This window comes from Arenicella sp. 4NH20-0111 (assembly GCF_040366405.1).
GTDB lineage: Bacteria > Pseudomonadota > Gammaproteobacteria > Arenicellales > Arenicellaceae > Arenicella.
The window spans coordinates 75,563-90,014 of record NZ_BAABWF010000008.1 but is presented as its reverse complement, the minus strand read 5'-3'; the positions used below and the strand labels follow the sequence as shown (position 1 = coordinate 90,014).

At 46.2% G+C, this 14,452-nt stretch carries 12 protein-coding genes; 8 read left to right on the top strand and 4 right to left on the bottom strand.

Annotated elements, in window-relative coordinates:
• Positions 1–25 precede the first annotated feature (25 nt).
• The 4 genes from recJ (at position 26) to ABWW54_RS15665 (ending at position 4,294) form a co-directional block, all read left to right on the top strand.
• Positions 26–1,744 (top strand): single-stranded-DNA-specific exonuclease RecJ, encoded by a 1,719-nt coding sequence (gene recJ, locus ABWW54_RS15680; protein WP_353413760.1) that lies wholly within the window; start codon positions 26–28, stop codon positions 1,742–1,744.
• Between the two features lie 76 nt (positions 1,745–1,820).
• Positions 1,821–2,531 (top strand): Bax inhibitor-1/YccA family protein, encoded by a 711-nt coding sequence (locus ABWW54_RS15675; protein ID WP_353413605.1) that lies wholly within the window; start codon positions 1,821–1,823, stop codon positions 2,529–2,531.
• 83 nt (positions 2,532–2,614) lie between these two features.
• Positions 2,615–3,514: a cysteine synthase CysM gene (cysM, locus tag ABWW54_RS15670; RefSeq protein WP_353413604.1), complete on the top strand. Its 900-nt coding sequence runs from the start codon at positions 2,615–2,617 to the stop codon at positions 3,512–3,514.
• Positions 3,515–4,294: a 3'-5' exonuclease gene (locus ABWW54_RS15665; protein ID WP_353413603.1), complete on the top strand. Its 780-nt coding sequence runs from the start codon at positions 3,515–3,517 to the stop codon at positions 4,292–4,294.
• A gap of 134 nt (positions 4,295–4,428) precedes the next feature.
• On the opposite strand, the gene ABWW54_RS15660 is transcribed toward ABWW54_RS15665, so the two are convergent.
• Positions 4,429–4,809 (bottom strand): MAPEG family protein, encoded by a 381-nt coding sequence (locus ABWW54_RS15660; RefSeq protein WP_353413602.1) that lies wholly within the window; start codon positions 4,807–4,809, stop codon positions 4,429–4,431.
• 178 nt (positions 4,810–4,987) lie between these two features.
• On the opposite strand from ABWW54_RS15660, the gene rlmD reads away from it, so the two are divergent.
• Positions 4,988–6,337, top strand: a complete 1,350-nt coding sequence (gene rlmD / locus ABWW54_RS15655; RefSeq protein ID WP_353413601.1) for a 23S rRNA (uracil(1939)-C(5))-methyltransferase RlmD — start codon at positions 4,988–4,990, stop codon at positions 6,335–6,337.
• Between the two features lie 524 nt (positions 6,338–6,861).
• Here rlmD and ABWW54_RS15650 read toward each other — a convergent pair.
• From ABWW54_RS15650 to ABWW54_RS15640, 3 genes are read right to left on the bottom strand one after another with little or no spacing between them, the layout of a single operon-like run.
• Positions 6,862–7,335, bottom strand: coding sequence for a hypothetical protein (locus tag ABWW54_RS15650; protein WP_353413600.1), 474 nt, complete (start codon positions 7,333–7,335; stop codon positions 6,862–6,864).
• 8 nt (positions 7,336–7,343) lie between these two features.
• A complete protein-coding gene (locus ABWW54_RS15645) occupies positions 7,344–8,729 on the bottom strand; it encodes a DUF1501 domain-containing protein (RefSeq protein WP_353413599.1) in 1,386 nt (461 codons plus the stop codon).
• 14 nt (positions 8,730–8,743) lie between these two features.
• On the bottom strand, positions 8,744–10,804 hold the full coding sequence (locus ABWW54_RS15640) for a DUF1800 domain-containing protein (protein ID WP_353413598.1): 2,061 nt from the start codon (positions 10,802–10,804) through the stop codon (positions 8,744–8,746).
• A 530-nt stretch (positions 10,805–11,334) separates the two neighbouring features.
• Between ABWW54_RS15640 and ABWW54_RS15635 the strand changes: the two genes are divergently transcribed.
• The 3 genes from ABWW54_RS15635 to ABWW54_RS15625 are packed head-to-tail and all read left to right on the top strand — an operon-like array spanning position 11,335 to position 14,424.
• Complete coding sequence (locus ABWW54_RS15635; RefSeq protein ID WP_353413597.1) at positions 11,335–12,687, top strand: DASH family cryptochrome; 1,353 nt, start codon at positions 11,335–11,337, stop codon at positions 12,685–12,687.
• A 26-nt stretch (positions 12,688–12,713) separates the two neighbouring features.
• Positions 12,714–12,878, top strand: coding sequence for a DUF2256 domain-containing protein (locus ABWW54_RS15630; protein ID WP_353413596.1), 165 nt, complete (start codon positions 12,714–12,716; stop codon positions 12,876–12,878).
• Positions 12,871–14,424: a cryptochrome/photolyase family protein gene (locus ABWW54_RS15625; protein ID WP_353413595.1), complete on the top strand. Its 1,554-nt coding sequence runs from the start codon at positions 12,871–12,873 to the stop codon at positions 14,422–14,424. The genes ABWW54_RS15630 and ABWW54_RS15625 overlap by 8 nt, the downstream gene beginning before the upstream one ends.
• Positions 14,425–14,452 lie beyond the last annotated feature (28 nt).

The following is a 14,452-nucleotide window of genomic DNA, read 5'->3' as shown; positions in this document are numbered from 1 at the left end:
AAACGATGACTATAACGTGACCAGTGTGCAAATCAAGGCTCGTCAAAGGCCAACCAATTTACCTGATAATCACTTAGGATTGAGCTCTATCACGACTGGCATTCTTGCTTCACGCGGAATCAGTCAATCAAGCGGTTTGGATCTCGGCTTGAAGCACTTATTGCCGCCTCAAGGGTTAAGCCACATTGATAAAGCTGCGGAGCTATTAGCTGAAGCAGTAACCGCCGAAGCTAGCGTGGTTATTGTTGGGGATTTCGATGCGGATGGAGCCACCAGCAGCGCGCTGGCGGTACGTTGTCTGCGTGCGTTTGGCTTAGCCAGCGTCAGCTATTTGGTGCCGAACCGTTTCGAGTATGGGTACGGGTTATCGCCTGAGATAGTCGGGGTAGCGGCGATGCGTCAACCGGACGTTATTATTACCGTAGATAATGGAATAAGCAGCGTTGACGGTGTGCATGCCGCGCAAGCATTGGGGATGTCGGTCTTAGTGACTGATCATCATTTGCCTGGCGAAGAGTTGCCAACAGCGGATGTTATTGTAAACCCGAACCTTCCCGGAGATCGTTTTGCAAGTAAAAATCTAGCCGGTGTTGGTGTCATTTTTTATGTGATGTTGGCGCTGCGTGCCAGGTTGCGAGAGATGGGCTGGTTTTCCCAACAGGGTGTTTCAGAGCCGAACATGTCTCAATTTCTTGATTTAGTTGCGCTCGGAACAGTGGCGGATGTGGTGCCGCTTGATAGAAATAACCGGATCTTAGTGCAACAAGGTATGCAGCGAATTCGACAAGGCTTGGCTTGTCCTGGTATTAATGCGCTGTTAACGATAGGCAACCGTAACCCTTTGCGGTTGTCGTCTGCCGATTTGGGTTTTGCCGTTGGGCCTCGTCTCAATGCGGCTGGTAGGCTGGATGATATGTCCGTTGGCATCGAATGTTTATTGAGCGACGATCCCGACAAGGCGCTAGCGCTAGCGGTTCAGTTGGATGATCTCAATAAGGAGCGCAAGCAGGTTGAGCAATCGATGCAGCAAGATGCCCTTTTGATCGTTGAGAACATCAAAGTCGATGAGACGTCCTCGCCGTCGATCTATGCAATTCATGATCCGACTTGGCATCAAGGGGTTGTTGGCTTGGTTGCCTCACGAATCAAGGAACGCACTAATCGGCCGGTTATTGCTATGGCGCCAGGGGAAGAGGAGGGAGAATGGAAAGGCTCTGCTCGAAGTGTCGAGGGTGTGCATATCCGGGACTTGCTTGCCAGAGTGGATGCATTGCATCCCGGTTTGATGACAAAGTTTGGTGGGCACGCGATGGCGGCCGGAATGTCCGTGCCAGAAACCAAGCTGACTCAATTCATCAGCGTCGTTGAACGTATCGCCGCGGAACTGACAAAAGATAAGGACTGGAGTCAAGTAATTTGGACCGACGGTCCGCTGGCGGCTAGCGATTTCACAATGAAGTTGGCCGAGGAACTACGACAATCCACGCCGTGGGGACAAGGGTTTCCTGAACCTTTGTTTGACAGTGAATTCGAGGTTTTGGATGCGCGAACGGTGGGTTTGACCCATGCCAAACTTAAACTTAGACCTATTGACGGTAATCAACCCATTGACGCAATCTGTTTCGGCTATTTGGATACGCATGATGACCTTCCGTCTGGAACAATTCACGCGGCCTATAAGCTTGATGTGAACGAGTATCGCGATAACCTTAGCTTACAATTAATGATTGAGCATATTGAATAGTCTTTTATCATCACCATGCTATTATCAGTCTATATATACTATTGATTACTCACTTTTTTATTACGGAGACTTCAAAATGAGTTACATGAATGCCGGTTCTGGCGCTGTCGTTAGTCAACTTCCTGCGGAAGCAAGAGCTGGCTTTATTCGCCGAACGTATACCCATCTTGCCGGTGCAATTGCATTGTTCGCACTATTGGAAGCAACATTAATCAATATGGGAGCTGGTGAAATAGCCATGAAAGTGCTGTCCACCAGTAAATGGAGTTGGCTGTTTGTGCTAGGCGCCTTTATGGTTGTAGGAATGTTGGCCGATAAATGGGCTCATTCTGGTGCATCACGCGAGCTTCAGTATGCTGGGCTAGGCTTATATATCGTTGCCGACGCCATTGTGTTCTTACCCTTAATTTATATGGCAAATACTTTTGCGCCAGGCGTGTTGCCAAACGCTGCCTTGATAACTGGTGCGTTAGTGGCTGGAATTACCTTTGTTGCGTTCACCACTAAGAAGGACTTTTCATTCATTGGACCCGCGCTTAAGATTGGCGGTTTCGTCGCTCTCGGGTTGATTGTGGCGTCTATTGCGTTTGGAATGGGATTAGGAATGTGGTTCTCGGCTGTAATGATTTTGTTCATGGGGGGATGCGTTTTATATACAACCTCGAATATTATCCATCATTACAATGAGGAACAACATGTAGCCGCATCTTTGGCGTTGTTCGCATCTGTTGCCACCATGTTCTGGTATGTTGTTCAGTTTTTAATGGCTTTCGCTGGCGATGACTAGGCCCCGTTAAACCATCTTTAGTACTGCGAGCGGCTTTTTAGCCGCTCGCTTTCATTTGGGCTTTAATAAAAAGAGAGATTTACGTGCGCTATTCACATCTAGAAGATCTAGTCGGCAACACACCATTAGTCAAATTGAAACGCCTATGGAAAGGCGAGTATGTGACGGTACTCGGAAAGCTGGAAGGGAATAATCCCGCTGGGTCTGTTAAAGATCGCCCCGCGCTGAATATGATTCAGAAGGCAGAGGCGCGAGGAGATATTAAACCTGGAGATAATTTGATCGAAGCCACCAGTGGAAATACTGGGATTGCTCTGTCAATGGCAGCCGCTATGAAGGGCTACTCAATGACCTTGATTATGCCTGATAACATGAGTGAAGAGCGTCGAGCATCAATGCGTGCGTTTGGCGCTGACATCATCTCTGTTTCGCAGGAGGATGGCGGTATGGAGTTGGCGCGTGATATGGCGTTATCAATGCAGGCGCAAGGAAAAGGCACCGTGTTGGATCAGTTCTCGAACGATGATAATTGGAATGCACATTATGAGAGTACAGGCCCAGAAATATGGCGTGATACCGATGGAGGAGTCACTCATTTTGTGAGCTCAATGGGAACAACGGGTACGATTATGGGCGTGTCGCGCTTTCTAAAGGAAAAGAATCCCAGGGTTGAGATTGTTGGTGTGCAGCCCGCCGGATCGTCCCAGATACCCGGTATTCGGCGTTGGCCCACAGAATATCTCCCGAAAATATTTGATGCCAAACGGGTCGATAGAACCATCGACGTAGAACAATCCGTTGCCGAAGAAACAATGCGAGCTCTGGCTAGGGAAGAGGGTATTTTTGCAGGCGTTTCTTCTGGTGGTGCCATGGCCGTTGCGTTAAAGCTGGCTTCAAAATTGGAACAGCAAAATACGTCGGCCACGATAGTCTCAATCGTTTGCGATCGAGGTGATCGGTATCTTTCGACGGGGGTATATTAGATGAACGTATTGGCGTTTGACATCGAAACGATTCCAGATGTCTCGGGCGGACGAAAGCTCTATGAGCTTGGTGACGAGTTGAGTGATTCGGACGTTGCTGAAGCAATGTTTGCTAAGCGGCGTGAAAAGACGGGCACAGATTTTATTGCAACGCATCTACAGAAAGTGGTAGCAATTTCGGCGGTGTATCGTAACTTGACTCATGACAAGTTTTCAGTGTGGACTATTGGTACAGAAGAGAGCACCGAAAAGGAAATAGTTCAGAACTTCTTTGATGGCGTAGATAAACACACCCCTACGCTGGTTACGTGGAATGGCGGAGGGTTCGATCTTCCTGTGTTGCATTACCGTGGATTGATTAATTCGGTGCAAGCCCCTAGGTACTGGGATCTTGGTGAAGACGACAGCAGTTTTAAATGGAATAACTATCTGGGGCGTTTTCATCTACGACATACAGACTTGATGGACGTCATTGCTGGTTACAATAATCGCGCTTATGCTCCCTTAGATGAAATTGCAATATTATTAGGCCTTCCTGGGAAGATGGGCATGAGCGGATCTAAAGTTTGGGATCAATATAAGGCTGGCGAAATTAAAGCCATACGGGACTATTGCGAGACCGACGCTTTAAATACCTATTTAGTGTACCTGCATTGGCTTCATACTCGAGGTCATTTAACCGATGCTGGTTTGCAGCAAGAGCATGCTGTGGTCAAATCAGCGTTAGAGGATGGCGAGCCTCATCTTAAAGAATTCTTAGATGTATGGTCAGCGGCATGAGCGTCCAATAGGAAGCTTTGACCGTTTGATCTAGCGCCAGATCGCGCTCCCGGCCGATCGGACGTTGGCTGCTTGTTGAGCTTTTGGGTAAATGTCAGAAGCTCATGGATTTAATGTCGGGTTGTCAGTGATCTTTAGACCAGTTGGCTGACAACGCCCCATAAAGAGCACAGAATCAGCAAGACGTTTGCGAAAAAGCCGATGATAAATCCGGGCGCACGCTTAGTGGGATCTTTAACGTACGCTGACGCATAAATGAACCTGCCAACTATAAACGCAGCGCCCAACACCGCAGCGACATCCCAGCGGAAAAAATGAGCGCATAGCCACATTGCAGGGAGGGTAACCATCATTTGCTCTAGCGTGTTGAGTTGAACCCTCAACTTACGCTCAAACGCTTCACTGCCGCTGGTGGCTGGCGCCTTAATCTCGCTTCCCCGAGACATTCCTGCCTGTAGGGTGAAGTACATGTATTGAAGCAAAATTAAAAGAGTGACTAGGGCGACTGTGAGCATTGTTATTTCCTCAATGTTTTGACTGGGTTGCGCTGACTTGAACTTTAGCTTTATTAAATTCTTTAGAAACCAACGTTTAACGCGTCAAATAATATACCCTTGAGGCGTTCCTTGCACTAAAATGCGACTCCTTCAATCATTGCTCTTCCCAATTTAGAAGAAATATCTTAGGTGCTCTATGGCAAGACGTCGTCGTCAACGAAAAAAGCTCGATTTAACCCCTCAAGAAATTACCATAGATTCGCTAGCTCATGATGGGCGTGGAGTAGGTCGCGATGCAGAGGGTAAGGTGGTGTTTGTTGACTACGCTCTGCCTGAAGAGAAGGTTCGATTTGTGCCTGTAATGCATCGTAAGAGCTATTTGTTTGGATCGACAATCGAAGTTCTTGAGCCTTCTCCGCATCGCGTTGAACCGCGCTGCGAGGTGTTTGGTCAGTGTGGGGGCTGTGTACTCCAGCATTTAGATCCTGATAAGCAAATCGAATATAAACAACAGCAGTTACTCGAAAATTTTAAAAAAATTGGTGGAGTGGAGCCTGAAAGCTGGTTTGATCCCATGACAAGTAAGCATTGGGGCTATCGGCGAAGAGCCCGGCTGGGCGCAAAATTTGTGCCAAAGAAGGGTGGGATGATCGTCGGGTTTAGGGAGCGTAACAGCAGCTATATCCAGCCTACTTCCAAGTGCGATGTGCTCTACCCAGAAGTTTCTGACCTTTTGCCTGATTTGCGTGAAACTTTAGAAAAGACTTCTTGTAACGATAAGATTCCTCAGGTTGAGATCTCGGTTGCGGATAATGCAACGGTCATGATTGTGCGGCATCTGGAAACATTTTTACAGACGGACCTAGATTTATTGACAGAGTTCGCTAAGCGCAACGACGTGGTGGTGTTTTTACAGCCGGGCAATCTTAAGAGTGTACACCCGCTTTACCCAGAAAACCCTGACCCGCTGTTTTACGATTTTAAGGAGTTTGATGTGCGAGTAGAGTTCTTGCCCACAGACTTTATTCAAGTTAATGGCGATATTAATGACGCGTTGGTTAGCAGAGCCATTGAGCTATTGGATATCAATCAGGACGACCGTGTTTTAGATTTGTTTTGTGGTGTTGGCAATTTTACTCTTCCGCTTGCGCGAAAAGCCAGAGAAGTGGTCGGCGTGGAAGGAGATCAAGCGCTGGTCAATAGAGCTATTCATAACAAGAAACTGAATAATTTAGAAACGGTTGACTTCTTTTTTGGAGATTTGTTTAAGGAAGACATGACAGCGGATTCTCATGGTGAATGGCTACAACAAGGGTTTGATAAAGTGCTCTTGGACCCACCTCGCTCGGGAGCGGCTGAAATGGTTCGGCGTATGCCTCAGTTTGATCCATCTAAAATTGTCTATGTGTCGTGTGGCCCGGCTACCCTTGCCAGAGATGCTGGTGTCTTAGTGAATGAGCATGGTTACCGAATGACACACGCTGGCGTGATTGATATGTTCCCCCACACCGCGCACGTAGAGTCCATCGCTGTATTCGAAAAGTAAAAGAGTTTAGATGACGCAATAAAAAACGGTAACTGAAAACAGTTACCGTTCAATAGGTATGAGCAATATGTTGTTTTTATTCGGTTGCTCTAATTAGAAAAGGTCTAATTTAATCTTTTATTATTATTATCGTTGTTGTCTTTGGGCACCGTATTTTTTATTTTTATTCAGCTTGTTGCACATCACCTCTCGGGTTCAACTTGCTCAAAGACTTTCTGACTAGATCTATGCTAATAAAGCTTATTTTTGATCTTAAGGACAATAAACTAGGTCGATTTTAATTTAGAAGCCGATATTATTTTTATTAGGGCTGGTAAATTGTCTATTCGCGCAGTCGCGAGGTTAGTTAAATTGCTTGCTTCGTTTTCAAAGCTAGATTAAGTCAGAGCGCGTAAGTTATCACCCAAAGGTATAAGGTGCAATCATATTAGGTATGAAAAAAAGTTATTACGCTCGACTATTATATTGTTTCTAGGGATAACGAACATCATTCTAGAACGTCAACTTAGAACTCAAGGCCGGACTCACAGACAAATAAAGGAAGCGTTTCCATTTGAGTGCGTCAATAGCAGGCATAGTTCTTCTGAACTAGCTGGGGCCGAAAAGGGGGAGGGTTTATTGGTGAACACATCTCCGTTTTTGAATATCCAACGATTTATGGGTTCTATAGCCCAGCCGGGGTCGGAACCCGCGTTGATTTCTTCGATATTAGGGCGCCCTTGCGGATCGTTGTCTGAGTTGTTTTGTTCAACTGAGCGAATGGCTAAGCTAATTTGAGTTGAGCCAAACTGTTCTAGATAGATATCTCGAATTTCGAATCCATACGGGTTCCAGGGTTCGCCTCCTTCCGCGTTGGCATGACAAAGTTGGCAGTTTCTTTGACTGGACAGGGAGAATGGGTAGATATTTTTCCACTCAGCTAGAAATTGCGGTGAAGCGAATGTCGTGTTGCATGCGACAAGCAAAGCTATCGTTATTGCTGCAGATCGAAATAGCATCGTGAGGCTTAGCTCATGAAGCCCAGGTCCAGATCACGGTCACTCCAAAAACCATTGTTTAGGTTCGGAAACAGGTCACGCAGCTCGCTATTACTAAACCCACCAAACCACTTTGCTATCGTCGAACTCATCTGATCATGAGAAGTGGTCGGGACCAAGATTCCCCTGCCATTATCCCAATATTGAGGATCATCTCCACTAAATTGAGGCATCGTTCCATACACCTTACTACCATTAACGCTTCCTCCCATGACAAGCTGGTGTCCGCCCCAACCGTGATCTGAGCCACTGAAGTTGCCAACTGAGGTACGGCCAAAATCACTATTAGTAAATGTCACGACATCGTCTTCAAGTCCCATTTCTGTGAGTGCGTCATTGAAGGCTTTGAGTGCTTGACTGAGCTGCTTAAGGTTGCTTGCTTGAGAGCTGCCTAACGCGGTATGAGTGTCGTAACCTTCCATCCCATAATAAAAGGCTTGTTGTGTGTGTTCTACACCTAGGCTGCGTCGACAATTTATAAGAGTTGCTATGTTCTTCAAACCTCGCCCCACTCTCGTTGATGGAAATTGAGTGGTCAGTGTTTGAATTGGTGAACGCAGCGCATCTCTCACAAAGTCACTTTGAGAGAGAGAGGTTTTAAACTTGCGAGCAAACTCTTTCAACAACGGGTTGTCGTACTGGTGAGAATAGGAGGATTCTATGGCCATGCGTCGTTCATTTTGCACAGGTACCAAGTTTTGATATCCATTGACAATATGAACAACGCCACCAAACCCATAGGGGTTCGTGTCTTGTCCTTGTTGCCAAACGTTATTCGTTATTGACGTACTCAGATTGAAGGGAATTTGAGCAGACCACGTGTCGTTGTAAAGGTCGGCGATTCGTCCAGCCCAGCCACTCCTCTGCTCTCCTTCAAAGGGTAAGCCTGCGCGGATAAAATCTTTCTGGGTAATATGGGAGAATAGCTTGGGTGGTAAGTTGGCGGTTCGAGCTACGTAGCTCGCTACGTTTGTTGGCTGCTTTAGAGAGCCAACATTGGCCAAAAACGCGACCTTGCCATCGTTGTAAAGGTCTTTAACCTCTTCCATTGCGGGATGTATGCCATATTTCTCTGCCCCCGAGTCAACTTTCAGAAGGGTGTTGCGGTCAAGTCCTCGGTCTCCTCGTTGGTCTTGGTAGGCGTCAAAATGGTCGTCTTCATCTTTTATTAAAATATTGCAGTCGTTCCCGCCCACTAAATAGATGCAAACCATGGCCCGATAACCATTAGGGCGACTTGCGGCAAGGACTGGCGCCGAGAGTGCGCCGAGTGTTGTGTAGGAGCTAGCAACGCCCAAAACTCCTAATGTTGTGCAGCGGCGTAAAAACTCTCTGCGAGACTGATTCTGTTGCATAAGGGTACCTACCTTTACCGCTGGAAGTTGTATTCGGGAGAAACTGTGAGTACCGTCAGTGCTTGTTCAGCCCAATGTCGTCTGTTGGCACTCGCACTTCCTTGATCGGGCAATGTCTTTAAGAAAGTGATGACGTCGTTTCTCAACCCACTCGACATGATTCCCCCAAATAATCGTTCCTGGTAAAAGTCTAAGAGTTTCTCATGGGTGGTCGCTGAGAGTTGAGCTTCGGACAAATTTAGTGTCATTGCCCTAGTTGTGTCAGATGAATAGGGTGCTGAGTCGCTAATAGGATCACTTCCCTGAGGCGCTGATGTTGCTAGTCGATACATATTTCTGAGGTAGTTCAATACCACATCGTCACTGAATAGAGTCAGTTCAGGAGCAACGAGGTTTTGTTGTGCTAACGCGGGTGTTGTATCTGATGGTGCGTAGAAATTGAAGACACTGGGCGCGTCATAGGGGCGCTGTCCAACATCATTGTGTGGGTTCGCATACCGAATGACGTCTATGTCTGATTCTGCGTTCATAGCGCGCCATAATTGAGAGATCGCGATGATGGGTTCTTTTATCTTTCCGCCCGACGCAGAGGTAGCTGAGTTAAATGCGGCGGGATCCATAAGTATTGCTTTCACAACGGCCGCGAGATCTCCTCGAACGCCGGCCCCATTGTTATTAAAGACGGTGGCAACGCGAGCAACGTATTCGGGAGGAGGGTTGCTCATGACCAGCCTTTCAATCAATCGAGTTGAGATAAATGGTCCGACATTGGGGTGATTAAATATGGTGTTGAGGGCCATGTCTAAATCTTCTTCGGCCGTTAATCCTGCGGGGTGGGTACGCCCCAAAAAGACTTTTGGGTCTGAGTCATGAAAGCTTCCTTCAGCCCAAACGATGAGTGGTTCAAGGTCCCATTCTGAAAAAACAAAACTACCTTGTGCGTAGATCCAGCCTGTAAAGATACGCGCTAGGTTTTGGATTGTGTCTGGAGTGTAGGTTTCGATTTCATTGCCGTTACGATCTAATTTCGGCGAGCCGTCTAGGTTCAGTTCCACCAGCCCGATGCTGAACAACTGCAGAATTTCGCGTGCGTAGTTTTCATCTGGTTGACCAAATCTGCCCGCCTTTTGATTCCCTACGAAGCTTAAGTAGTACGCCATTGCAGGGTTAAGTGTGACGTCTTTTAGAAGTGTTCTGAAATTCCCAAACGCATTTTTTGACAATACGTCTTCGTACACCACCACGGCTCTATTTCGCCCTCGTAATGCGTCTCCAAGGTCTAGAGAGGTGACTAATATCTGACTTAATGCATACACAACGCGTTGACGAAGTTGATCTTCACCGTTAATAGTTCGATGCCACCATTGATCCATTCTTATCCTGGCTGCGCCAGATCCTTCTAACAGCGCATGCATATAGCTTATACAGTCTGCCAGCTGTGAGAAACCACGGCTGATGCACTGCGATGTGGGGCCATTGTTACTAACGTCTACGGTAGCAGCCTCTTTTTGGTTTTGTAAATGCTGATTATAAGCATCAATCGAAGAAGCCCTTGGTAACTTGATTTGCTCATTAATCCACGACTCGTAGCCGACTGCGAGCAGTCGGTCTAGCTCCGCTAGAGTCGGTCCAAAAGATCCGCGCATCAAAAACTGTTGCGCCTGAGCCCGCGTTTGGGGCCCTGCGTCTCTTAAAACGGATTTAAATTGGGTGAGAACCCAAGGTAGATCTTGTCCTGCGTGGTTCCCAATGCGTATTGTGTTTTCCAGCAGGTTTGTCGCGGCCAGAACAATGGTGTTTATCCCGTTGTGGAGCTCAGCGATTACTGATCCATTTAGCATTAAGACGAGACTCTTTCCTGTGGGTATCCCAGTTAGTGTAACCGTGAGTTCCAGATCATTAGCTAGCAGGCCAAAACCAAAAGTAACTCCGTCAGGGTACCGGCGACTGGTAAATCTTGTGTTGTTGATTTGGCCAATTTGAATCGGAATCTGGTCATTCTCCAACAGCATCATGATTGCAGGTAAGAATTTGCCAGCATTGCGCTCTTGCGCTTGTGAATATGCTCCAAACACAAACGAGCACAGTAGGAGCGATATAAGAACAAGATGTCTCATAGAGGTAGGGTCATTCGCTTAGGTTAGGTTAAATCAAATACGCGACCATAGAGAGTTGGGTAGACTCGAATCGCTTTAGACCGTATGAAAAAGTAAATTCATCACGTTCTTTAATTAGTTAGCACACTATTTATATCTCATTTCTAAGCGGTGTTTTCACTAATTTAAATTTTTGCAGAGTTGTTTGGTTGAGTTGATGTGAATTATTGATTGAGCATAAATAAGGTACTTTTAAATCAATGAGTTGGGGTTCATTTTGTTGTCGGCCTGAGATTCTGAATTACGTAAACTTGAACCTGCGCTCGAGGACATTGTTAGGCGACAAATTCTGTCATCAGTATAATATCGTCCGCTTTATGCTCAAACACGATGATCATGATCTCCTTGGACTTGGACTTGGACTTGGACTTTAGCGATCCTTCACCTATATTTTTGGTCAGTCAGATACTCTCTCTTGAAATATCATCAACAGAAACACGGGACTACCGATGGGAGAGAGCGTCAATGTGTTCCTTTTTACCAACGATTTAAGGGTTCATGATAATCAGGCGTTAGCTAATGCTGTGAAAAGACAAGGTCACTTGATCTGTCTTTTTTGTTATAAGACGTGGTGGTTCGAAAACCATCTCCAGCAAGGTCAATCATTAGGCCATCACCGAGCTGCGTTTCTAACACAGAGTTTGATGAACTTGGGGCATGTTCTAGATGGTATGGGGCAAACGTTACTTCTTTTTACTGGGTCTGTGACTGAGGCAATTGAAGAGCTTGAGCGCTCTTTAACACCTGGGTCGACGATCAATAGCGTGTTTAGGTCGTTCAATGTTGGCGTTTACGAAAATAGGGAATGGCAATCCGCTGCGCGGGATTTGCCTCTAGTAAACTTTGAGGAAATTGAAACGCATACTCTTTTTAAAAAGCAGCAACTGGTGCCTTTGTTCCACAGCTTCGATTTATCTTACTCTCAATTTCGTAAGCGAATAGAGTCGTCGCAGGAGCCTCTTGCACCGATACCCACTTTGACAAGCCTTCCGCCACCTCCGTCAGATATTAACGATGTATTGATCACTAAATCTCCACACTTCCAATTGACGGGCTTGGGCGATGATACTACTCATCAACGTCATTTTTGGGGAGGTGAAACTCGTGCGTTGAACCACCTTACGGACTATTTTTCAGAGCACCTGCCGGCACATTATAAGGAAGTTAGAAATTCATTAAATGGTTGGGAAAACTCAACTAAACTGTCTGCTTGGTTGTCAAACGGGTGCTTGTCCGTTCGCTTGGTTTACCAATATTTAAAGCATTATGAAGCTAAAGTCACTGCTAATGAATCTACCTATTGGGTGTATTTTGAGTTGCTATGGCGTGAGTATTTTCAGTGGTCCGCTTACGTAAATCAGGAGAAGCTGTTTGCCCACTCAGGAACCAACGGTCGAAAGCCTCTGACCAGCTTTTATTCAGAGCGTTTTGCTAAATGGTGTTCGGGCACAACGCCGTATCCAATTGTAAATGCATGCATGAATCATTTGAACTCTGAGGGGTACCTTTCTAACCGGGGGCGGCAAATTGTGGCAAGTTGTTTTGTTAACGAGTTATCACTGGACTGGCGCTATGGTGCTGCGTACTTTGAATCAACTCTCCTTGATTATGATGTTGCGAGTAACTGGGGTAATTGGCAATACCTGGCTGGAGTCGGATCAGGCACAAAGGGTAAACGCCATTTTGATCTGGAGAAGCAGGCTCGTCTGTTTGATAAGTCCGGGGAGTATTGCGAGAAGTGGGGGACTGACCGGGAGATCCTACCTTTGGATTCGGTTGATATGGCCGATTGGCCCGCTTGACTAATTAACGTTAGATCTATCATTTGATGACACATAAAAAGATGAATTTGCCGAGTAAACAATGTCAGTGCTGTCAACGACCATTTCTATGGCGTAAAAAGTGGTCCAAGGACTGGAAAGACGTAAAATACTGCTCAAAAAGATGCCGTTCTCAAAGAGACAAAGCGGGTGAGAGTCTGCCTAATGACTAGCCAAATAAAGACATTAAGACTGGTGTTTGGGGATCAGTTGAATGCGGAGCATTCTTGGTTTAAGAAGAGAGATGAGCATATTACGTACCTGATTATGGAGTTGCGTCAAGAGACAGATTATACAAAGCACCACATACAGAAACTTTGTGCGTTTTTTTTGAGCATGCAGAACTTCGCCGAGGCTCTTAAGGTTGCTGGACATAACGTTATCCATCTGACCTTGGATGAGACGGCGGAATTCAAGGGCCTTGGAGAAATAGTGCGCGCCTTAACGACCAAAGTGAATGCTAAGGTTTTTGAATATCAGCGGCCCGACGAGTACCGCTTAGTCAAATTGATGGAATCACTTGAGCTAGATCAAGTCGACATAAAGGTCGCGGAATCGGAACATTTTGTGTTGGAGTTTCACGAGTTATCGCAGTACTTTTCTCCTAATAAGTCGCATCGAATGGAGTCTTTTTATCGCAAAATGCGGACTCGCTTTAACATAATGATGAGCGATGGCGAGCCATGGGGAGGTCAATGGAATTTTGACGCTCTAAATAGGAATAAACTAAAGCAAAGCGACCTAAGTGAGATACCTGCGCCTAGGGTGTTCGAAAATGATGTCTCTGTGGTAAAAGAGAGAATCGATCGTCATGGCGTTGATTATATTGGGCGCATAAAGGGAGCAATTGTGTGGCCTACATCACGTGCGCAGGCTGTGTTATTACTTGAACATTTTTGTGTTCATTGCTTACCTAGTTTCGGCATGTTTCAAGATGCCATGACCCATAAATCTTCGCATGCATGGAGCCTATATCATTCGAGGCTTTCTTTTGCGCTGAACGCTAAGCTCATTGCCCCTATGAGGGTAATAAATCGTGCTATTGAGGAGTACAGAGCGCGAACGACTGAAATCTCTCTGGCTCAAATCGAGGGCTTCGTTAGGCAGATTTTGGGTTGGCGTGAGTTTATGAGAGGTGTTTATTGGGTGAATATGCCCAGTTATTCAATGCTTAATACGTTGGGTGCCAAGCGAGATTTACCTGAGTTCTTTTGGACAGGGAATACAAAGATGAACTGCATGAAGCACTCTATAGATCAATCACTGGAGTACGCGTACGCTCATCATATTCAGCGGCTCATGATCACAGGCAACTTCTGTTTGCTTGCAGGAATCGCCCCAGACCAGGTCGACGCTTGGTACTTAGGCATCTACATCGACGCGATAGAGTGGGTGGAAATGCCAAATACTCGAGGCATGAGCCAATTTGCCGATGGCGGGATAATTGCCAGCAAACCCTATTCCGCCAGTGGCGCGTACATTAGCCGGATGAGTGATTATTGCAATGGTTGTCATTACAAGGTCAAGGAAAAGGTTGGTGATAAGGCTTGCCCGTTCAATAGCCTGTATTGGCATTTTATGCACACGCACCGAGACCTTCTGGAAAAGAACCCAAGGATCGGCATGATCTACCGTAATTTCGATCGAATGGAAGAAAACCTTAGATCGAGAGTGTTAGAAAATGGGCGTAGCTTGTTGACTAAACTCGATACCTTATAAATCGAGCTGCTTTATTTGCTAATCACAG

Excerpts from the sequence above, each read along its gene's own strand:
- ABWW54_RS15645 (WP_353413599.1), bottom strand. The coding sequence starts at position 8,729 with ATGCAACAGAATCAGTCTCGCAGAGAGTTTTTACGCCGCTGCACAACA.
- ABWW54_RS15625 (WP_353413595.1), top strand. The coding sequence starts at position 12,871 with ATGACTAGCCAAATAAAGACATTAAGACTGGTGTTTGGGGATCAGTTG.
- ABWW54_RS15650 (WP_353413600.1), bottom strand. The coding sequence starts at position 7,335 with ATGCTATTTCGATCTGCAGCAATAACGATAGCTTTGCTTGTCGCATGC.
- ABWW54_RS15635 (WP_353413597.1), top strand. The coding sequence starts at position 11,335 with ATGGGAGAGAGCGTCAATGTGTTCCTTTTTACCAACGATTTAAGGGTT.
- rlmD (WP_353413601.1), top strand. The coding sequence starts at position 4,988 with ATGGCAAGACGTCGTCGTCAACGAAAAAAGCTCGATTTAACCCCTCAA.
- ABWW54_RS15665 (WP_353413603.1), top strand. The coding sequence starts at position 3,515 with ATGAACGTATTGGCGTTTGACATCGAAACGATTCCAGATGTCTCGGGC.
- ABWW54_RS15660 (WP_353413602.1), bottom strand. The coding sequence starts at position 4,809 with ATGCTCACAGTCGCCCTAGTCACTCTTTTAATTTTGCTTCAATACATG.
- ABWW54_RS15630 (WP_353413596.1), top strand. The coding sequence starts at position 12,714 with ATGACACATAAAAAGATGAATTTGCCGAGTAAACAATGTCAGTGCTGT.
- ABWW54_RS15675 (WP_353413605.1), top strand. The coding sequence starts at position 1,821 with ATGAGTTACATGAATGCCGGTTCTGGCGCTGTCGTTAGTCAACTTCCT.